Raw genomic sequence first — 19398 nt, 5'->3', positions numbered from 1 at the left:
CCCCCCCCCCCCCCCCCCCCCCCCCCCCCCCCCCCCCCCCCCCCCCCCCCCCCCCCCCCCCCGGCGCCCGGCGCCGCGCCCCCCCCCCCCCCCCCCCCCCCCCCCCCCCCCCCCCCCCCCCAGGACGACGACTCCGACGGGTCGGGCCTGGCGGTGACGGCGCTCGTGGTCGGGATCGCCGGGCTGCTCGCCGGGATCGCGGGGCTCGGCCTGGGGCTGGCCGCCCGCCGCCGCGGCTGACGGCGTCCCCGGACTCGGGGCCGCGACGCGGGCCGCCGGGACTCAGTTCCCGGCGGCCCGGCAGTCGGCGCAGGTGCCGAAGATCTCCAGGGTGTGGCTGACGTCGGCGAACCCGTGCTCGCCGGCCACCTCGTCGGCCCAGCGCTCGACGGCCGGGCCGGCGACCTCGACCGTGCGACCGCACGAGCGGCAGACCAGGTGGTGGTGGTGCTGGCTGCTGCAGCGGCGGTAGAGCGCCTCGCCGCTGTCGGTGCGGATCGAGTCCAGCTCGCCGTCGTCGGCCAGGGACTGCACCGCCCGGTACACCGTGGACAGGCCGACCTTGCCGCCCGCCGCGCGCAGCTTCGCGTAGACGTCCTGGGCGCTGTGGAAGCCGTCCAGGTCGGCGAAGAGCAGCTTGATGGCGTCACGCTGGGGAGTCGGCCGGGTCACCGGTCCATCGTGGCACGCCCCCCGCGGCGGCCGGATCAGCCGAAGGAGCGGCCCTCCCCGCGGTAGGTGGCGACGGCGCCGGTCAGCCGGTCCCCGGCCAGGGTGTGCAGCTCCCGCACGTGCTCGGCCAGCTCGCCGGCCTTCGCGTGCCGGAACCACACCCGGTCGCCCACCCGCAACAGCTCGGCGGCCGGCCCGCGCAGCGGGGTCTGCACCTCCCCGACGCCCTCGGTGCCGACCAACCGCAGACCCGCCGGGTGCACCGGCGCCGGCAGGCGGTCGCGCCCGGGCGGGCCGGAGGCGATCCAGCCGCCGCCGCCGACCGTGACGGTCCCCGGCGCCGGCCGGCGGGTCACCGGGAGGGCGAACAGCGCGGCGGGCCGCCCCCGGAAGGCGCGGTACCCGTCGAACAGGGTGGGGGAGTACAGCCCCGAGCCGGCGGCCAGCTCGGTCACCGCCGGATCGGCCGCCGTCGTCTCCAGGCTGCCGGTGCCGCCCCCGTTCACGAACTCCAGGTCGGCCACGGCGCGGACGGCCGCGACCGCCAGGGCGCGGCGCTCGGTGAGCTCCCGCACCGACACCGCCTGCACCCCGCGCACCGCCAGGCCGCGCAGGGGGCGGCCCGGCGGCGCGTCCTGCACCCCGGCCACCTGTGCCTCGTATGACATCAGCCCGGCCAGCCGGAACCCCGGCCGCTCCGCCACCGCCCGGGCCAGCGCCGCCGCCTGCGCCGGGCTGTGCACCGGCGACCGGCGGACGCCGACGTGCACCCGGCCGCCGGCCGCGCGCAGGGACGCGTCCAGGTCGAGGCAGACCCGCACCGGTGGCCGCACCGCCGGCGCCGCGACGGCGTCGACCAGGTCCAGCTGCTCGGTCGCGTCCACCATCAGCGTGACCCGCGCGGCCAGCGCCGGGTCGGCGGTGAGCGCGCGCAGCGCCGACCGGTCGGCCGTGGGGTAGCCGACCACCACGTCGGTGGACACCGGGTCGTCCCCGCTGGCCAGCCACAGGGCCTCGGCGAGGGTGTAGGCGAGCACCCCGGCGAACCCCGGCCGGGCGAGCACCCGCCGCAGCACCGGGCGGCTGCGCACCGACTTGCTCGCCACCCGGATCGGCCGGCCCGCGGCCCGGCGCTCCAGGTCCGCGGCGTTGGCGTCCAGCGCGTCCAGGTCGAGCACGGCCAGCGGCGGGTCGAGGTCGGCCGTCGCGGCGTCCAGCCGGGCGCGGGCGGCGTCGTCTCGCGGAGGGGTGGTCACGGATCGGCAGCATGCGCGCCGGCCCCGAGTGGGTCAAGTGTCCCATATGCTGCCGCGATGACCGTGACCTGGCGGAACTGGGCGGGCAACCAGCGCGCGACGGGCGTGACGGTGCTGCACCCCTCGGGCACCGCCGCGCTGGCCGAGGCTCTCACCACCGCCGCCGCCGCGGGCCGGCGGGTGCGGCCCCTGGGCAGCGGGCACTCGTTCACCGCCGTCGGCCGCCCCGACGACGTCGCCCTGGCCCTCGACCGGCACGCCGAGCTGCTCGAGGTCGGCCCGACCGGGCTGGTCACCGTCCAGGCGGGGATGCCGCTGCACCGGCTCAACGCCGAGCTCGCCGCCCGCGGCTGGGCGCTGACCAACCTCGGCGACGTCGACCGGCAGACCGTCGCCGGCGCGCTGTCCACCGGCACGCACGGCACCGGCGCCGCGTTCGGCGGGCTGGCCACCCAGCTGCGCGGCCTGCAGCTGGTCACCGCGGCGGGGGAGGTGCTGCGCTGCTCGGCCGACGAGCACCCGGAGGTCTTCTCCGCCGCCCGCGTCTCCCTCGGCGCGCTCGGGGTGCTCGACACGGTGACCCTGCAGGCGGTCCCCGCCTTCGCCCTGCGGGCCGTGGAGGGGACCGCCCGGCTGCCGGACCTGCTGGCCGACTTCGAGGGCTTCATGTCCTCCACCGACCACGTCGAGTTCTACTGGTTCCCGCACACCGACCGGTGCCTGACCAAGTGCAACACCCGCGTGCCGACGGCGGAGGCGGCACCGCTGTCCCGGCCGCGCGCGTTCTGGGACGACGAGGTGCTCGCCAACGCCGGCCTCGCCGTCGTCGTCGCCGCCGGCCGCCGGGTGCCGGGGGTGGTCGCGCCGCTGGCCCGCTTCGCGGCGGGGGCGATCGGCGACCGCACCTACACCGACGCGTCCCACCGGGTCTTCGTCTCCCGCCGCCGCGTGCGGTTCCGCGAGATGGAGTACGCCGTCCCCCGGGAGGCGGCGCCCCAGGTGCTGGCCGAGCTGCGCCGCGCCGTCGACGCCGCCGACTGGCGGGTGCCGCTGCCGGTCGAGGTCCGGGTGGCCGCCGCCGACGACGTCCCGCTGTCCACCGCCTCCGGCCGCGCGACCGCCTACGTCGCCGTCCACGTGCCCGCCCGCAGCGAGCCCGGGGAGTACTTCGCCGCGTTCGAGGCGATCGCCGGCGCGGTCGGCGGCCGGCCGCACTGGGGCAAGCTGCACTCCCTCGACGCGGCCACCCTGGCCGCCCGCTATCCGCGGTTCGCCGAGTTCACCGCCCTGCGCGACCGGCTCGACCCGGGGGGCGTGCTGGCGAACGCGCACCTGGACACGCTGTTCGGAGGGCGCTGACGTGCCGCGGCTGCCCGTGGCCGAGCGCCGGGAGGCGCTGCTGGAGGCCGCCCTGCGGGTGATGGGCCGCGACGGGCTCGCCGCCGGCACGACCCGCGCCATCGTGTCCGAGGCGGGGATGTCGCTGGCGAGCTTCCACTACGCCTTCCGGTCCCGCGACGAGCTGCTCGGTGAGCTCGTGCGCCGCGTCGTGGGCCGGGAGCTCGAGGCCGCCACCGCCGGGCTGGACCCCACCGAGGGCCTCGCCGGCTGCCTGCGGTCCGCCGCCCACGGCTACCTGGCCCACCTGGAGGCCGATCCCGGCGCCGAGCAGCTGATGCTCGAGCTGACCCTGCACGCGCTGCGCGACCCCCGGCTGCGGCCGGCCGCCGCCGAGCAGTACCGGGCCTACGCCGCGGCGGCCGCCGAGCTGCTGGAGTCCGCCGCCCGGCTCACCGGGCGCGCCTGGCGGGAGCCGGTCGCCGCCCCGGCGCGGCTGCTGGTGACCGTGGTCGACGGGGCGACGACGACCTGGCTGGCCGACCGCGACACCGCCGCCACCCGCGCCGTGCTCGAGGCCACCGTCGACCAGCTCGTCGCCGGCTACGCCGAGCCCGCGCCGTGACCACGGCGCCGGCCCGCATCGGCCGCGCCTGGACCCTGCGCTTCGGCCTGGCCTGGCTGGGCCTGTGGGCCGCCCAGCTCGCCCCGGTGCAGCTGCTGCTGCCGGTGCGCCTCGACGAGCTGGACCCCGCGCACGACGTCCGCGACCTGGCCCTGGTCAACGGGCTGGCCGGGGTGGCGGCCCTCGTCGCGCTGCCGGTGTTCGGCGCCCTGTGCGACCGGACCCGCAGCCGCCTGGGACGGCGCCGGGTCTGGGTGGCCGGCGGGGTCGCCGGGTACGCGGCCGGCCTCCTGCTGTCGGCGGCCGCCGGGGACTGGCGGGTCCTGGCGCTCACCTGGCTGGTCGCGCAGCTGGGCATGTACGCGGCGATGGCCGGCCTCACCGCCACCATCGCCGACCAGGTGCCGCCCGAGCAGCGCGCGGCGGTCTCGGCGGCCGTCTTCGCCCCGCAGGCGCTGGGCATCGTGGCCGGGCTGGTGCTGGTGACCGCGGTGGGCGGGGAGGCGGCGGCCGGCTTCCCCGCCCTGGCGGTGCTGCTCGTGGCCGCCGCCGTCCCGTGGCTGCTGCGCTCGCGCGACCCCGCGCCGGGTCCCGGCGGCCGGCCGGCCTCGCCCGGGGCCGCGCTCCGGGCGACCTGGGCCGCCGTGACGCAGTCGGCCGACTACGCCTGGGCCTTCGGCGGCCGGCTGCTGGTCAGCCTCGGCAACGCCCTGGGGACGACGTACCTCCTGTACTTCCTCGACGACGGCCTGCGGGTGGCCGACCCCGAGGGCTCGCTGCTGGTGCTGACGCTCGTGTACCTGGTCACCACCGTCGCCGCGGCCTGGGGCGGCGGGGTGCTGTCGGACCGGACCGGCCGGCGCCGGGTGTTCGTCGGCGGCGCCGCGGTGCTCCAGGCGCTGGCCTGCGCCGTCCTGGTCGCCGTCCCCTCGTGGCCGGCGGCCCTGGTGGCCGGCGTGCTGCTCGGCGCCGGGTACGGGGCCTACACCGCGGTCGACCAGGCGCTGGTGACCCAGGTGCTGCCCGACGCGCGGACGCTCGCCGCCGACCTCGGGGTCATGAACGTCGCGCTCGTCGCGCCGCAGGCCCTGGCGCCGCTGCTGGCGGGCCTGGTCATCAGCGTCGCCGGCTACGGGACGCTGTTCACCCTCGCCGGGCTGGCGACGGTGCTGGGGGCCGCGTCGGTCTCCCGCATCCGCTCCGTCCCCTGAGGCGTCCCCGGCGGCCGGGTCTACCGCGTCGGCGGATCCGGCTCACCGGTGCCGCCGATGCGGTCGAGCTCCTGCATCTCGACGGGGCCGAGGACGCGGGCGCCGGCCTGCAGGTTCTCCTCCAGGTGGGCGACCGACGACGTCCCGGGGATCAGCAGGACGTTGGGGCTGCGGGCCAGCAGCCAGGCCAGCGCCACCTGCATCGGCGTCGTCTCCAGCCGGCGCGCGACGGCCTCCAGCGCCGCGGACTGGATCCGGCTGAACCCGCCCAGCGGGAAGAACGGCACGTAGGCGATGCCCTCGCGGGCCAGGGCGTCGACCAGCGGGTCGTCGTCGCGGTGCACGAGGTTGTAGTGGTTCTGCACGCACACGACCGGCGCGATGCCCCGGGCCTCGGCCAGCATCTGCGGCGTCACGTTGCTGACCCCCAGGTGCCGGACCAGCCCCTGCTCCCGCAGCTCGGCGAGGGCCTCGAACGGCTCGGCGAGCGAGCGCTGCACCGGCGCGTCGAACCCCGGCATCCGCAGGTTGACCACGTCGAGGACGTCGACGCCGAGGTTGCGCAGGTTGTCGTGCACCGCCGAGCGCAGCTCGTCGGGCGACAGCGCCTCGGGCCACGCCCCGTCCGGGGTGCGCCGCGCCCCGACCTTGGTGACGACCATGAGCCCGTCGTAGGGGTGCAGCGCCTCGCGCAGCACCTCGTTGGTCACGTGCGGTCCGTAGTAGTCGCTGGTGTCGACGTGGTCGACGCCCAGCTCCACCGCGCGCCGCAGGACGGCGATCGCCGCGGCCCGGTCGGCGGGCGGCCCCATCACGTGCGGGCCGGCCAGCTGCATCGCGCCGTAGCCGATGCGGTTCACCTGCCGGTCGCCGAGGAGGAACCGGCCGGAGCGGGTCGCGTCGATCGTCATGCCCCGCTCCTACCCGCCCGGCGCGGGCCATGCGCGCGGGTGTCGGGGCGGGGCGCGTCCGCACCCCGCCCCGGCCGGCTCAGGGGGTGAGCAGCACCTTCACGGCGCCGTCCTTCTTCTCCCGGAAGTTCGCGTAGGCCTCGGGCGCCTGCTCCAGCGGGACGTGGTGGGTGGCGAAGTCGTCCACGCCCAGCGGGTCCCCCTCGGTGAGGATCGGCAGGATGTCGGGCACCCAGCGCCAGACGTTGGCCTGGCCCATGCGCAGCTGGATCTGCTTGTCGAACATCCGCATGAGCGGCAGCGGGTCGGTGGCGCCGCCGTAGACGCCCGACAGCGAGATCGTGCCGCCGCGGCGGACGGCCTCGATCGCGGTGTTGAGCGCGGCCAGCCGGTCGACGCCGACCACCTGCATGACCTTCTCCATGACGGCGTCCGGCACGATCGCGGTCGCCTTCTGGGCGAGGGAGGCCAGCGGCGAGCCGTGGGCCTCCATGCCGACCGCGTCGATGACGGCGTCGGCGCCGCGCCCGTCGGTCGCGTCCTGGATGGCCTGCAGCACCTCGGCCTGGTCGGTCGAGCGGATCACCTCGGTGCCGCGAGCGGTGGCCCGCGCGATGCGCTCGGGCACGACGTCGGACGCGTACACCTTCTCGATGCCCAGGTGGTGGGCGATCCGGGTGCACATGTCACCGATCGGGCCGAGCCCGAGGACCAGCAGCGTGCCGCCCGGCGGGACCGCCGCGTACTGCACGGCCTGCCAGGCGGTGGGCAGGACGTCGGAGAGGTAGACGAACCGGTCGTCGGGCAGCCCCTCGGGGACCTTGATCGGCAGGGTGTTGCCGAAGGGCACCCGCAGGTACTCGGCCTGGCCGCCGGGCACCTGCCCGTACAGCTTCGTGTAACCGAACAGCGAGGCGCCGTAGCCCTGGTCGCGGTTCTGCGTGGTCTCGCACTGGGACTGCAGCCCCTGCGAGCACATCCAGCACGTGCCGCAGGAGATGTTGAAGGGGACGACGACGCGGTCGCCGGGCTGCACGGCGGTCACGTCCCGGCCGACCTCGCGGACGACGCCCATCGGTTCGTGGCCCATGACGTCACCGACGCTCATGAACGGCGCCATCACCTCGATGAGGTGGAGGTCCGAGCCGCAGATGCCGCTCGAGGTCACCTCGATGACGACGTCGGTGGGCTCCTGGATCGTCGGGTCGGGGACCGTGTCCACCCGGACGTCGGCTCGGCCGTGCCAGGTCACTGCGCGCATGGGGAGGGCTCCTCGTACTCGACGTCGGCGTGGTCCGACCAGGGCCTCCTGCCCGGTGTGTCGATGCTTTCTCCCTCGTCCAACGTTCAACCGGCGAGTCACTCACGATGCGTGACACGGGTTCGACGGAGCGTCGACATCCACCGCCGCAGGTCCGTGGCCAATCCCACAGAACCCGCAGCTCATACCCCCGGTCGCAGATCACGAACCGGTCACGGCGTGTTTACATGGCTCCCGTCCTCTTCCCGGACCACACGCAACACGTCCTTGTCCCCTGCGGAAGACAGGTGCATGTCCCAGCTCCACCACGACCCCGTCCTCGACGAGGCGGCGGTGCCCGCTCCGGGCTCCGGCACCCCCCTCGACGGCCCGCGGGAGGCGTCCTCCGGACGCCCCGCAGCGGCCCGGGCGGAGGTCCTCCCGACCATCCCCGCGCAGCGCCCGGGGGGTGCGGCGCCGACGAGGGGGACGGGCGGCGCCGCGCGCCCGTCGGTGCGCTCCGTGGCCGCCCGCGCGGCCCGCACCGCCCGGCGCGCCACGGCCCGGGCCGGCTCCTGGACGGCGGCCGGCGCCCGCGCCGCCGCCGCACGCCGGCCCCGGCCCGTGGCGGCGGCGCTCCCGCAGGAGTCGCGCCTCACCGAGGCCGGTGACCTGGCCGACCTCAGCGGCCTCGCCGAGGCCACCGCGCTGGCCGGCCTGGCGGAGATCACCCCGCCGGAGACCGCCCCGACGCCGGCTGCCGAGCCCGAGGTCGTCGAGCCCCGGGTCGCCGATGCCGAGGTCGCCGAGGCCGAGGTCACCGATGCCGAGGCCGCCGAGGCCGAGGAGCGCTGCACGGTGCCTGTCGTCACCGCCGGCCGCGGTCGCCACCGGGCGCTGGTGCGCCGCCGTCCCGCCCTGTGCGTGGCCGCGGCGCTCGTCACCGCGGCCGGCCTCGGCGTGGTGACCGGCAGCGACACCCCCGCCCAGGCCGAGTCCGCTCCGCCGGTCAGCGAGTCGGTGAGCGTCGCCCGGGCCCTGGGCATCGAGGGCAGCGTCCCGCCGGCGCCGGCCGGGGTGGACACGCAGCGCCTGGGCGAGATCGCGTCCAGCCGGGCCGCGCGCGACCTCGACCGCTTCACCGCCGCCCTCGCGCAGAACGAGGCCGACCAGGCGGCCGCCGCGGCCATCGCCGAGGCCGCCCGGCCCGACGCCGTCCTGCCGGTCCAGGGCGCCCGCCTCACCAGCGGGTTCGGTGCCCGCTGGGGCACGCTGCACGCCGGCATCGACCTGGCCGCCCCCATGCGCACGCCCGAGTACGCGGCGATGGACGGCGTGGTGCTCGAGGCCGGCCCGGCCAGCGGCTTCGGCCTCGCCGTCTACATCCAGCACCACAACGGCGACGTCACCGTCTACGGCCACATGGACGAGATCCTGGTGCAGCCGGGCCAGGTCGTCCGCGCCGGCGACACCATCGCGCTGCTGGGCAACCGCGGTCAGTCGACCGGCCCGCACCTGCACTTCGAGGTGCACGTCGGCGGCCTCGACGGCCAGAAGGTCGACCCCATCCCGTGGCTGCGGGAGCGCGGCGTCCAGATCTGATGAAGGACCCCCGTGCCCCCCACCGCTCGCACGCTCGCGGCGGGCCCCTGCACGGGGGCCGGTAGAGCGGTCCGAGGTGCGGCACACTCGGAACGTGTGCCGGACCGAGGAGGGGAGCCGCTGATGGTGGCCGACTCCGGGCACCGCGCCGCGCCGTCCCGCACGCACGGCCACGGCCACGGCCACGCCCACGGACACGTCCACGGCACCGCCGCGGGCGGTCAGCGGCGCCGGCTGGCGGTCGTCCTGGGGCTCACCCTCGCCGTCCTGCTGGCCGAGGTCGTCGGGGCCGTCGTCTCCGGGTCGCTGGCGCTGCTGGCCGACGCCGGGCACATGGCCACCGACGCCCTGGGCATCGGGCTGGCCCTCGGCGCCGTGTCACTGGCCCAGCGCCCCCCGCGCGGACGCCGCACCTTCGGCTGGCAGCGGGTGGAGATCCTCGCCGCCGTGGCCAACGGGCTGCTGCTGCTGGCGGTCGGCGGCTACGTGCTGGTGCAGGCCGTGCGCCGCGTCGGGGACCCGCCCGAGGTGCACGCCGGGGTGATGCTGCTCGCGGCCGGCGCCGGTCTGCTGGTCAACCTGCTGGGGCTGGCGCTGCTGCACCGCGGCCGGGGGGAGTCGCTGAACGTCCGGGGCGCCTACCTCGAGGTGCTGTCCGACGCCCTCGGGTCGGTGGCGGTCCTCGTCGCGGGCGGCGTCATCGCGCTCACCGGCTGGACCCCGGCCGACACGGTCGCCTCGGTGCTCATCGGCTGCCTGGTGCTGCCGCGGGCGTGGTCGCTGCTGCGCGAGGCCCTGGACGTGCTGCTGGAGGCCGCCCCGCGCGGGGTCGACCTCGAGGCGGTGCGCGCGCACATCCTGGGCGTCGAGGGCGTGGTCGCCGTCCACGACCTGCACGCCTGGACCATCACCTCCGGGCTGCCGGTGCTCTCGGCGCACGTCGTCGTCACCGACGAGGCGCTCGACGGCGGGCACGGCGGCCGCGTGCTCGATGCCCTCTGCGCCTGCCTGGGCGACTGCTTCGACGTCGCGCACTGCACCTTCCAGCTCGAGGCGGCCACGCACGCCGCGCACGAGGCCCCGGTCCACGACTGAAGGAGGACCACGCTCCCCCCACGCCTCGCAGGCTCGGCGCGGGCCCCCGGAGCGTGGCCGTTCCATCACGTCCCCGTGGTGGGACAGTGGGGGCGACGTCGGCGCGGGCTGGAGGACATCGGTGGACCACGGACACGGGCACCACGAGGGCATGTGGGTGCCGGCCGAGCCGCCCTCGCCCGGGCGGCTGTTCCTGCCGCACCTGGACGCCTGGTCGGTCCTGCCGGTGCTCAGCGTGCTCGCGCTGGTGCTCTACCTGGTCGCCGTCGTCCGGCTGCGCCGCACCGGCGTCCGCTGGTCGGGCTGGCGGACCGCCTCCTGGGTGGCCGGCACCGTCTCCCTGTTCGCCGTCACCGGCACCTGGTTCAACGGCTACAGCATGGTGCTGTTCAGCGTCCACATGACCCAGCACATGGTGCTGTCGATGCTCACGCCGCTGTTCCTGCTGGTCGGGGCGCCGGTGACGCTGGCGCTGCGCACGCTGCCGCGCGGGCGGGGAGGGGCCGGCGTGCCCCGCGCGCTGCTGCTGGACGCGCTGCACAGCCGGCTCGCGCGCGCGGTGGCGTCCCCGCTGTTCACCGTGCCGCTGTTCATCGCGAGCCTCTACGGCGTCTACTTCACGCCGCTGTTCGACGCGCTGATGTCCGACCCGATCGGCCACCAGTTCATGCTCGCCCACTTCGTGGTCACCGGGCTGCTGTTCTTCGGGCCGGTCCTCGCCCAGGACCCCTGGCCCCGCCAGGTCGGGCACGGCGGCCGGATGCTGGAGCTGCTGGCCCCCGTGCCGTTCCACGCCTTCTTCGGCGTCGCCGTGATGATGGCGACCAGCCTCGTGGTGGAGAGCTTCGCGAACCCGCCGGCCGGGTGGGGGATCGACCCGCTCGCCGACCAGGGGGTCGCCGGGGGCATCGCCTGGTCGTTCGGCGAGCTGCCGACCGCCCTCGTGCTCGCCGTCGTGCTGTTCTCGTGGATGGGCTCGGAGGAGCGGCGGGCCCGGCGCTCGGACCGGGCCGCCGACCGCACCGAGGACGCCGAGCTGGAGGCCTACAACGCGCGGCTGCGCAGCCTGGCCGCCGAGCGCTGACCCCCCGCCGCGCGGGGGACCACCCGAACGGGACGGGGCGCGTCCCCCCGCTCCGTCGCACGGTGCGGGAGGACGCGCCCCGGTGAGGGAGGACGCCGTCCGGCGGGTCAGCCCACGTGGACCGGGGCCGCGTCGGCGGGCAGGTCCTCCTTCGTCGCCTTGATCAGCACCGCGGACACCACGGCTCCGGCCAGCAGCAGCAGCGACGCCCAGGTGAAGGCGGTCGTGTAGCCCTCGACCTGCGCCGCGACGGGGGCCTGCGGGTCCCCGTCGGCGACGAGGTCGGCGAGCGCGGCGCTCGTGGCGCCGACCGAGAGGCTGGCCAGCAGCGCCGTGCCGATCGAGGCCCCGACCTGCTGGGTGGCGTTCAGCAGCGCGCTGGCCGCGCCGGCGTCGTGCTCCCCGGCGCCCAGCAGCGCCAGGTTGGACAGCGGCACCATCGTGAAGCCCAGGCCCAGGCCCAGCAGCAGCTGCGCGGGGAACGGCACGGCCCAGAAGCCGGTGTCCAGGTCGACGAAGCTGAGCAGGAACAGGCCGCCCGCGGCCAGCAGGCCACCGGCGACCATCAGCGGCTTGGGCCCGGTCCGGACCACCAGCGCGCTGGCGGCACCGGCGGCGATGAGCACGCCCAGCGTCGTCGGCAGCGAGGCGAGCCCGGCGTGCACCGGCTTGTACTGCAGCACCTGCTGGAAGTAGAGGCTCAGGAAGAAGAACGCCCCCAGCAGGCCCGCCCCGACCAGAGCGCCGGTCAGGTAGGCGCCGCCGCGGTTGCGGTCGGCGACCAGGCGGATCGGCATGAGCGGGTTGCGCACCCGCCGCTCGAACAGGACGAACGCCACGACCAGCGCCACCCCGAGCACGATGAACACCCAGGCGAGGCCGTCGGTCCAGCCGCTGTCGGGGACGACGATCGGGGCGCCGGTGCCCTGCGCGGCCTCGTTGGCCGCCGCGGCCTCGGCCGCGTTGGTCTGGGAGGTCTCGGCGACCCGCGTGAAGCCGTAGACGACCGACGCCAGGCCGAGCGTGATCAGCACCGCGCCGGGGATGTCGTACTTCGTGTCCCCGGGCGCGCGGCTCTCCGGGACGATCGGCACGGCCAGGACGATCGCGAGCAGCGCCACGGGCAGGTTCACCCAGAAGCACCAGCGCCAGTCGGCGTACTCGGTGAGCACGCCGCCGAGCAGCAGGCCGACGGCCGAGCCGCCGCCGGCGATCGCGCCGTACACGGCGAAGGCCTTGGCCCGCTCCCGGGCGTCGGTGAACAGGACGGTGATCAGCGCGAGCGACGCGGGGGCGAGCAGCGCCCCGAAGGCGCCCTGCAGGGCCCGGGCGGCGAACAGCATGGCCTCGTTCTGCGCGACTCCACCGAGGGCGGACGCGATGGCGAAGCCGGCCGCGCCCACCAGGTAGGTGCGCTTGCGGCCCCAGAAGTCGGCGATGCGGCCGCCGAGCAGCAGGAAGCCGCCGAAGGTGAGCGTGTACGCGGTGACGATCCACTGCTGGGACGCCGACGAGATGTCGAGGTCGGCCGAGACCGCCGGCAGCGCGATGTTGACGATCGTCGCGTCGAGGATCACCAGCAGGACGGTCAGCGCGATGACGCCGAGCGCCAGCCAGCGGCGGGGATAGGGGTCGCCGGACGCGGGAGGCGCGCCTGCGGCGGTGGACGTGCGGTCGGACATGGAGTGGTTCCTCGGGGGGTGGCAGGGAGGGCCGAGGTCGTCGGCCCGGTCGGGCAAGTTATCGGCCTGCGACGATCGCGTCGTGCCCGTTTCGCTGGTGGTGACTGCCGACACGCACGTCCCCAAGCGGTCGCGTGACCTACCTCTCGTCCTCTGGGAGGCGATCGAGGCGGCCGACCTCGTCGTCCACGCGGGGGACTGGGTCGACGTCGCCCTGCTCGACGAGGTCGAGCGGCGGGCGCGCCGGCTGCTCGCGGTGTACGGCAACAACGACCACGGGCCGCTGCGCGAGCGGCTGCCGGAGGTGGCCCGGGCCGAGGTCGGGGGCGTGCGGCTGGCCGTCGTCCACGAGACCGGCGACGCGAAGGGGCGCGAGACCCGCTGCGCCGCCCGGTTCCCGGACGACGACGTGCTGCTGTTCGGCCACAGCCACATCCCGTGGGACACCACGGCGCCCGGCGGGCTGCGACTGCTGAACCCCGGCTCGCCCACCGACCGCCGCCGCCAGCCGCACGGCACCTTCCTCACCGCCGTCGCCGACGGCGGGGTGCTGCGCGACGTGACGCTGCACCCGGTCCCGCGGTGAGCGGGCGGCGGCCGTTCCCCGCCGCCGCGGTCGAGCTGCTGGCCTGCCCGGTGTGCACCGAGCCGCTGGCCGCGCTCCCCGGGGACGCCGGGCTGACCTGCCCGGCCGGGCACTCCTTCGACCGGGCCCGGCAGGGCCACGTCACCCTCCTGCCGCCCGGCCGGACGCCGGCGGCGGGGGACTCCGCCGCGATGGTCGCCGACCGCGTCGCCTTCCTCGGCTCCGGCGCCTTCGCCGGGGTCACCGCCGCCCTGGGGGACGCCGTCCTGGCGGGGGAGCGCCCCGGCACCCTGCTCGACCTCGGCGGGGGCACCGGCCACCACCTGGCCGCGGTGCTGGACCGGCTGCCCGGTGCGGCGGGCGTGGTGCTGGACGCCTCCCGCTACGCGGCCCGGCGCGCGGCCGCGGCGTCCCCGCGGGCGCTGGCCGTCGTCGGCGACGCCTGGGCGCGCCTGCCGGTGCGCGACGCCGCCGTCGACCGGGTGCTCGGCGTCTTCGCGCCCCGCAACGGGCCGGAGACCGCCCGCGTGCTGGCCCCCGGCGGGCGGCTGGTGGTGGTCACGCCCGCCCCCGAGCACCTGGCCGAGCTGGTCGCCCCCCTGGGCCTGCTGCGGGTCGACCCGGACAAGGACGCGCGGCTGTCGGCGACGCTCGCGCCGCACCTGGTGCCCGGGGGGACCGCGACGCACCGCGAGGAGCTGCTCCTGTCCCGGGCGGCGGTGGGCACGCTCGTCGGCATGGGCCCGCACGCCCGCCACCTGTCCCCGGACCGGCTGGCGGCCGCGATCGCGACCCTGCCGGAGCCGGTGCGGGTGACCGTCGCGGTGCAGGTCAGCAGCTGGTCCGCCCGCCCGTGACCGCACCGTGACCCGGAGCCCCGGCGTCGGCGAGAGGTACGTCCCCGGCACCGTCTACGCTGCAGGCGTGACGATCGCACCGGCTCCGATCGTGAGCAGGCCCAGCCCAGCTCGCGAGGTCGAGAAGGGGTCGCGGCTCTCGAACCTGCTGCGGACCACCGACCACAAGACCATCGGCTTGATGTACCTGGTCACCTCGTTCGTCTTCTTCGCGATCGGCGGCCTGATGGCCATGCTGATGCGCGGGGAGCTGGCGCAGCCGGGGCTGCAGTACCTCTCGCCGGAGCAGTACAACCAGCTGGTCACCATGCACGGCACGATCATGCTGCTGATGTTCGCGACGCCGCTGTTCTTCGCGTTCGCGAACCTGATCATGCCGCTGCAGATCGGCGCGCCCGACGTCGCGTTCCCGCGGCTGAACGCGCTGTCGTACTGGCTGTTCCTCTTCGGCTCGACCATCGCGGTGTCGGGCTTCCTGACCCCGAGCGGCGCCGCCGACTTCGGCTGGTACGCCTACGCGCCGCTGTCCGACGCGGTCCACTCGCCCGGCGCCGGTGCGACGCTGTGGTTCTCGGGTCTGGCGGTCAGCGGTCTGGGCACGATCCTCGGTGGCGTCAACTTCATCGCCACGATCATCTGCCTGCGGGCGCCGGGCATGACGCTGTTCCGGATGCCGATCTTCACCTGGAACACGCTGGTCACCAGCCTGCTGATCCTGTTCGCGTTCCCGATCCTCACCGCGGCGATCATGGGCATGCTGGCCGACCGGAACCTCGGGTCGCTGATCTTCTCCCGCGAGAACGGCGGGGCGATGCTGTGGCAGCACCTGTTCTGGTTCTTCGGCCACCCCGAGGTCTACATCATCGCGCTGCCGTTCTTCGGCATCGTCACCGAGATCATCCCGGTGTTCAGCCGCAAGCCGCTGTTCGGCTACAAGGGCATGGTCGGCGCGACCCTGCTGATCGCCGTCCTGTCGGTCGCGGTCTGGGCGCACCACATGTACGCGACCGGCGCCGTGCTGCTGCCGTTCTTCGCCTTCATGACCTACCTGATCGCCGTGCCGACCGGCATCAAGTTCTTCAACTGGATCGGCACCATGTGGCGCGGTCAGATGACCTACGAGACGCCGATGCTGTTCTCGCTGGGCTTCATGATCACGTTCCTCCTCGGTGGCCTGACCGGTGTGCTGCTGGCCAGCCCGCCGCTGGACTTCCACCTGAACGACAGCTACTTCGTCGTCGCTCACTTCCACTACGTGGTCTTCGGCACCGTGGTGTTCGCCGCCTACGCCGGCGTCTACTTCTGGTTCCCGAAGATGTCGGGCCGGATGATGGACGAGCGCCTGGGCAAGCTGCAGTTCTGGCTGACCTTCATCGGCTTCCACGGCACGTTCCTGGTGCAGCACTGGCTGGGCGGCGAGGGCATGCCGCGCCGCTACGTGAACTACCAGGAGATGGACGGGTTCACGACGCTGAACGTGGTCTCGACGATCTTCTCGTTCGTGCTCGGTGCCTCCCTGATCCCGTTCGTCTACAACGTGGTCAAGTCGTGGAAGCACGGGCAGCTCGCCCTGCGCGACGACCCGTGGGGCCACGGCAACTCGCTGGAGTGGGCGACCTCGTCGCCGCCGCCGCGGCACAACTTCGTGGCCATCCCGCGGATCCGCTCCGAGCGGCCGGCGTTCGAGGCGCACTACCCGCACCTCATCGAGCGACTGCACCGCGAGGCGCACGTCGGCAAGCGGCACGAGCCGTACGCCGGGGTCAGCGAGGTCGGCCTGTCCGCCGGCCGGCGTCAGGGTCCCAACGACCCCGACCCCACCTGATCGGCGGCCCCGCACCGGGGCCGCAGCAGATCCCCGCGACGCCCCGTCGGCCCCGGCCGGCGGGGCGTCGCCGTCGTCCGCGGGGTACCGCCGGGGCGACGGGGCGGTGGCAGGGGTGCTCCCGGCGGTGCGGCACGATGACCGCGTGTCGCTGGACCCCACCCCCCGCACGCTCCCGCCCGTGACCCGCTCCGCGCCGGCCGCCGTCCTCACGGTCAGCGGGCCGGACCGGCCCGGGGTGACCGCCCAGCTGTTCACGGCGCTGTCGGCCCCCGGCCGCGGCCCGGCCGTCGAGGTGCTCGACGTCGAGCAGGTGGTGGTGCACGGCCAGCTCGTCCTCGGGGTGGTCGTCGCGGCCGGCGAGGGGGACGGGGGCGACACCCTGGTGGCCGAGCTGTCCCGGGTCGCCGGGCGGGTCGCCGCGGACAGCGGCATGCAGGTCACGGTCGAGGCGGTCGGCCCCGGTGCGGACGCCGCCGGCCGCTCCGCCGCCGACCGGCCGCACCACGTGATCCTGCTCGGCCGCCCGGTCACCCCGGCCGCCGTGGCCGGCGCCGCCACTGCCATCGCCGGGGCCGGGGCCAACATCGACGCGATCCGCCGGCTGTCGGACTACCCGGTGACCAGCATCGAGCTGACCGTGTCCGGCGCCGAGGCGACCGAGCTGCGGACCGTGCTGGCCGCCGTCGCCGCCGAGACCGGCACCGACATCGCCGTGGAGCGGGTCGGGCTCGCCCGCCGCAGCAAGCGGCTGATCGTGCTCGACGTCGACTCCACCCTCGTCCGCGGGGAGGTCATCGACGAGCTCGCCGCCCGGGCCGGCCGGGCGGCGGAGGTCGCGCGCATCACGGCCGCGGCGATGAACGGCGAGCTCGACTTCGCCGAGTCGCTGCGCGCCCGCGTCGGGGCCCTGGCCGGGCTGCCCGTGGAGGTGCTCGACGAGGTCCGCGAGGCGCTCGTGCTCACCCCCGGGGCGCGGACGCTCATCCGCACGCTGCAGCGGCTGGGGTTCCGCTGCGGCATCGTCAGCGGCGGGTTCACCCAGATCACCGACCCGCTCGCGGAGAGCCTCGGGCTCGACTTCGCCGCCGCGAACACCCTCGAGGTCGCCGACGGCCGGCTCACCGGCGGACTGGTCGGGGAGATCGTGGACCGGCCCGGCAAGGCGCGGGCCCTGGCCCGGTTCGCCGGCGAGCACGGCATCCCGCTGGAGCAGACCGTGGCGGTGGGTGACGGCGCCAACGACCTGGACATGCTCAACGCCGCCGGGCTGGGCATCGCGTTCAACGCCAAGCCGGTCGTGCGCGAGCAGGCGCACACCGCGCTCAACCAGCCCTACCTGGACGCCGTCCTGCAGGTCCTGGGCTTCACCCGCGACGAGGTGCTGGACGCGATGTAGGCGTGCTCGTGCGGTGGTGTCCGTGCTCCCGCGGTGCTGCAGCACCGCGGGAGCACGAGGAACACCGCAGAAGCGGCGTCAGGCGCGGTGCACCGAGCCCTGGAGCTCGACGCCGGCGCGGCGGAGCTGGTCCAGCGCGGCCTCGGTGGTCGCCTCGGCGACCCCGGCGGTGAGCGGGAGCAGCACCCGGGTGGCGAAGCCCTCGGCGACGGCGTCCAGGGCTGTGGCCCGCACGCAGTGGTCGGTGGCGATGCCGACGACGTCGACGGCGTCCACGCCGCGGGCGCGCAGCCACTCGGCCAGCGGCGTCCCGTCCGAGTGCGCCTCGAAGCCGGAGTAGGCCGCGGTGTGGTGCCCCTTGTCGAAGACCTCCTCGATCGGGCCCCGGTCCAACCTCGGGTGCAGCTCCACCCCGTCGGTGCCGACCACGCAGTGCGCCGGCCAGCTGTCCACGAAGTCGGGGGTGGGGGAGAAGTGGGCGCCCGGGTCCACGTGGTGGTCGCGGGTGGCCACGACGTGGGCGTAGTCGCCGGCCGCCGTCCGGACGTGGTCGCTGATCGCGGCGGCGACGTCGGCGCCGCCGGCGACGGCCAGGCTGCCGCCCTCGCAGAAGTCGTTCTGCACGTCGATCACGAGCAGGGCGCGGGTCATCGCGGGGCCTCCGGTCGGGTCGTCGGTCACGGGTGGACGGTCTCGATGGCGCAGTCGCCGCGGGACAGCGCGAACGCCTCCGCCGGCATGGTCGCCCGCACGCGCCGGTGGTGTGCCCGGGCCTCGGCCAGCGCGTCGGGCGGGGACAGCTCCCGGCACGGCACGCCGTCGCGGACGAGCTCGACGACCAGCTCCCGGTCGCCGTCCTCGCGCTCGACGGGCCCGTGGCACACGATCTCGGCGGTGGCGGTGCCGGAGGCGTCGTGCCGGCGGACGGCGCACTTGCGCCCGCCGACGGAGTTCTTGCCCTCCGAGCGCTTGGCGACCGGGACGCCGTCGCGCTCGACCAGCTTGTAGACCATCCCCGCGGTCGGGGCGCCCGACCCCGTCACCAGCGAGGTGCCGACGCCGTAGCCGTCGACCGGCGCCGCCATCAGCCCGGCGATGGCGTACTCGTCCAGGTCGCTGGTCACGATGATGCGGGTCGACGTCGCGCCGAGGGAGTCCAGCAGCTCGCGGGCGCGGGTGGCCAGGGTGGGCAGGTCGCCGGAGTCCAGCCGGATGGCGCCCAGCTCCGGGCCGGCCACCTCGACCGCGGTGCGGATGCCCTGCTCGACGTCGTAGGTGTCGACCAGCAGCGTCGTCCCGGTGCCCAGGGTGGCGACCTGCGCGCGGAAGGCCGCGGCCTCGTCGTCGTGCAGCAGCGTGAAGGCGTGCGCGCTGGTGCCGGTCGTGGGCACCCCGTAGCGGCGGCCGGCCTCCAGGTTGGAGCTGGCGGCGAAGCCGACCAGCGACGCGGCCCGGGCCGCCGCCACGGCCGCGGCCTCGTGCGTGCGGCGCGAGCCCATCTCGATGCAGGGCCGGTCGCAGGCGGCGCCGACCATCCGCGCCGCGGCCGAGGCGATCGCGCTGTCGTGGTTGAGCACGGAGAGCACGAGGGTCTCCAGCAGCACGCCCTCGGCGAAGGACGCGCGCACGGTGAGCACGGGGGAACCGGGGAAGAAGAACTCGCCCTCGGCGTAGCCGTCGACGTCCCCGCTGAACCGGAAGTCGGCCAGCCAGTCCAGCAGCCGCCCGTCGGTCACCCCCTGCGCGCGCAGCGTCGCGAGCTCCTCGTCGCCGAAGCGGAAGGCCGGTAGCGCCTCCAGCAGCCGGGCGGTGCCGGCGACCACGCCGTAGCGCCGGCCGTGCGGCAGCCGCCGGGAGAACACCTCGAAGACGCAGTCGCGGCCGGCGGTGCCGTCGGCCAGGGCGGCGGCGACCATGGTGAGCTCGTACCGGTCGGTGAGCAGGGCGGTTCCGGTCGGCATGGGCCGAGCCTAGGCACGGCGCGGCCCGCGGACCCGGTGGGCGGCGGCGTCCTG

17 protein-coding genes are annotated in these 19398 nt (G+C 75.8%); 10 read left to right on the top strand and 7 right to left on the bottom strand.

From position 1 onward, the window contains the following. Positions 1-282: 282 nt before the first annotated feature. Positions 283-672 carry a Fur family transcriptional regulator gene (locus tag ACI781_RS06545; protein WP_456565268.1) on the bottom strand — a complete coding sequence of 130 codons (390 nt, stop codon included), beginning with the start codon at positions 670-672 and terminating at the stop codon, positions 283-285. A 35-nt stretch (positions 673-707) separates the two neighbouring features. Beyond that, positions 708-1928, bottom strand: a complete 1221-nt coding sequence (locus ACI781_RS06540) for an alanine racemase (protein WP_456565267.1) — start codon at positions 1926-1928, stop codon at positions 708-710. Between the two features lie 57 nt (positions 1929-1985). On the opposite strand from ACI781_RS06540, the gene ACI781_RS06535 reads away from it, so the two are divergent. Genes ACI781_RS06535 through ACI781_RS06525 form a run of 3 tightly spaced genes read left to right on the top strand, consistent with a single transcriptional unit; the run spans position 1986 to position 5102 of the window. Then, positions 1986-3287 (top strand): D-arabinono-1,4-lactone oxidase, encoded by a 1302-nt coding sequence (locus ACI781_RS06535; protein WP_456565266.1) that lies wholly within the window; start codon positions 1986-1988, stop codon positions 3285-3287. A 1-nt stretch (position 3288) separates the two neighbouring features. Next, on the top strand, positions 3289-3891 hold the full coding sequence (locus ACI781_RS06530; protein ID WP_456565265.1) for a TetR/AcrR family transcriptional regulator: 603 nt from the start codon (positions 3289-3291) through the stop codon (positions 3889-3891). Then, positions 3888-5102 (top strand): MFS transporter, encoded by a 1215-nt coding sequence (locus tag ACI781_RS06525; RefSeq protein ID WP_456565264.1) that lies wholly within the window; start codon positions 3888-3890, stop codon positions 5100-5102. The genes ACI781_RS06530 and ACI781_RS06525 overlap by 4 nt, the downstream gene beginning before the upstream one ends. Positions 5103-5122: 20 nt before the next feature. On the opposite strand, the gene ACI781_RS06520 is transcribed toward ACI781_RS06525, so the two are convergent. Together ACI781_RS06520 and ACI781_RS06515 are read right to left on the bottom strand one after the other, a co-directional pair. Continuing rightward, positions 5123-6013: an oxidoreductase gene (locus tag ACI781_RS06520; RefSeq protein ID WP_456565263.1), complete on the bottom strand. Its 891-nt coding sequence runs from the start codon at positions 6011-6013 to the stop codon at positions 5123-5125. A gap of 79 nt (positions 6014-6092) precedes the next feature. Further along, entirely contained in the window at positions 6093-7274 is a 1182-nt protein-coding gene (locus ACI781_RS06515) for an alcohol dehydrogenase catalytic domain-containing protein (RefSeq protein WP_456565262.1), read from the bottom strand. 291 nt (positions 7275-7565) lie between these two features. On the opposite strand from ACI781_RS06515, the gene ACI781_RS06510 reads away from it, so the two are divergent. The 3 genes from ACI781_RS06510 to ACI781_RS06500 all read left to right on the top strand — a co-directional run bounded on the left by ACI781_RS06510 (position 7566) and on the right by ACI781_RS06500 (position 11034). Beyond that, positions 7566-8855, top strand: a complete 1290-nt coding sequence (locus ACI781_RS06510) for a M23 family metallopeptidase (RefSeq protein ID WP_456565261.1) — start codon at positions 7566-7568, stop codon at positions 8853-8855. A 123-nt stretch (positions 8856-8978) separates the two neighbouring features. Continuing rightward, positions 8979-9950, top strand: a complete 972-nt coding sequence (locus ACI781_RS06505) for a cation diffusion facilitator family transporter (protein WP_456565260.1) — start codon at positions 8979-8981, stop codon at positions 9948-9950. 121 nt (positions 9951-10071) lie between these two features. Then, positions 10072-11034, top strand: a complete 963-nt coding sequence (locus ACI781_RS06500; protein ID WP_456565259.1) for a cytochrome c oxidase assembly protein — start codon at positions 10072-10074, stop codon at positions 11032-11034. Positions 11035-11141: 107 nt separating this feature from the next. Here ACI781_RS06500 and ACI781_RS06495 read toward each other — a convergent pair whose 3' ends face one another. Further along, the gene (locus tag ACI781_RS06495; RefSeq protein WP_456565258.1) at positions 11142-12716 is read right to left on the bottom strand and encodes an MFS transporter; all 1575 of its coding nucleotides are present in this window, start codon (positions 12714-12716) and stop codon (positions 11142-11144) included. 82 nt (positions 12717-12798) lie between these two features. On the opposite strand from ACI781_RS06495, the gene ACI781_RS06490 reads away from it, so the two are divergent. The 4 genes from ACI781_RS06490 to serB all read left to right on the top strand — a co-directional run bounded on the left by ACI781_RS06490 (position 12799) and on the right by serB (position 17383). Continuing rightward, entirely contained in the window at positions 12799-13302 is a 504-nt protein-coding gene (locus ACI781_RS06490) for a metallophosphoesterase family protein (protein ID WP_456565257.1), read from the top strand. Next, positions 13299-14159: a putative RNA methyltransferase gene (locus ACI781_RS06485; protein WP_456565256.1), complete on the top strand. Its 861-nt coding sequence runs from the start codon at positions 13299-13301 to the stop codon at positions 14157-14159. Before ACI781_RS06490 ends, ACI781_RS06485 begins: the two co-directional genes overlap by 4 nt. A 67-nt stretch (positions 14160-14226) precedes the next feature. Further along, on the top strand, positions 14227-15984 hold the full coding sequence (ctaD, locus tag ACI781_RS06480) for an aa3-type cytochrome oxidase subunit I (protein ID WP_456565255.1): 1758 nt from the start codon (positions 14227-14229) through the stop codon (positions 15982-15984). 181 nt (positions 15985-16165) lie between these two features. Beyond that, complete coding sequence (gene serB, locus ACI781_RS06475) at positions 16166-17383, top strand: phosphoserine phosphatase SerB (protein WP_456565254.1); 1218 nt, start codon at positions 16166-16168, stop codon at positions 17381-17383. A 78-nt stretch (positions 17384-17461) separates the two neighbouring features. Here serB and ACI781_RS06470 read toward each other — a convergent pair whose 3' ends face one another. Together ACI781_RS06470 and ACI781_RS06465 are read right to left on the bottom strand one after the other, a co-directional pair. Beyond that, complete coding sequence (locus ACI781_RS06470; RefSeq protein ID WP_456565253.1) at positions 17462-18064, bottom strand: isochorismatase family protein; 603 nt, start codon at positions 18062-18064, stop codon at positions 17462-17464. Then, positions 18061-19344, bottom strand: a complete 1284-nt coding sequence (locus ACI781_RS06465; protein ID WP_456565252.1) for a nicotinate phosphoribosyltransferase — start codon at positions 19342-19344, stop codon at positions 18061-18063. Before ACI781_RS06465 ends, ACI781_RS06470 begins: the two co-directional genes overlap by 4 nt. Positions 19345-19398: the final 54 nt, after the last annotated feature.

The sequence above is a fragment of the Blastococcus sp. SYSU D00695 genome, from assembly GCF_054050555.1.
This window is presented reverse-complemented; position numbering and strand designations above follow the sequence as displayed.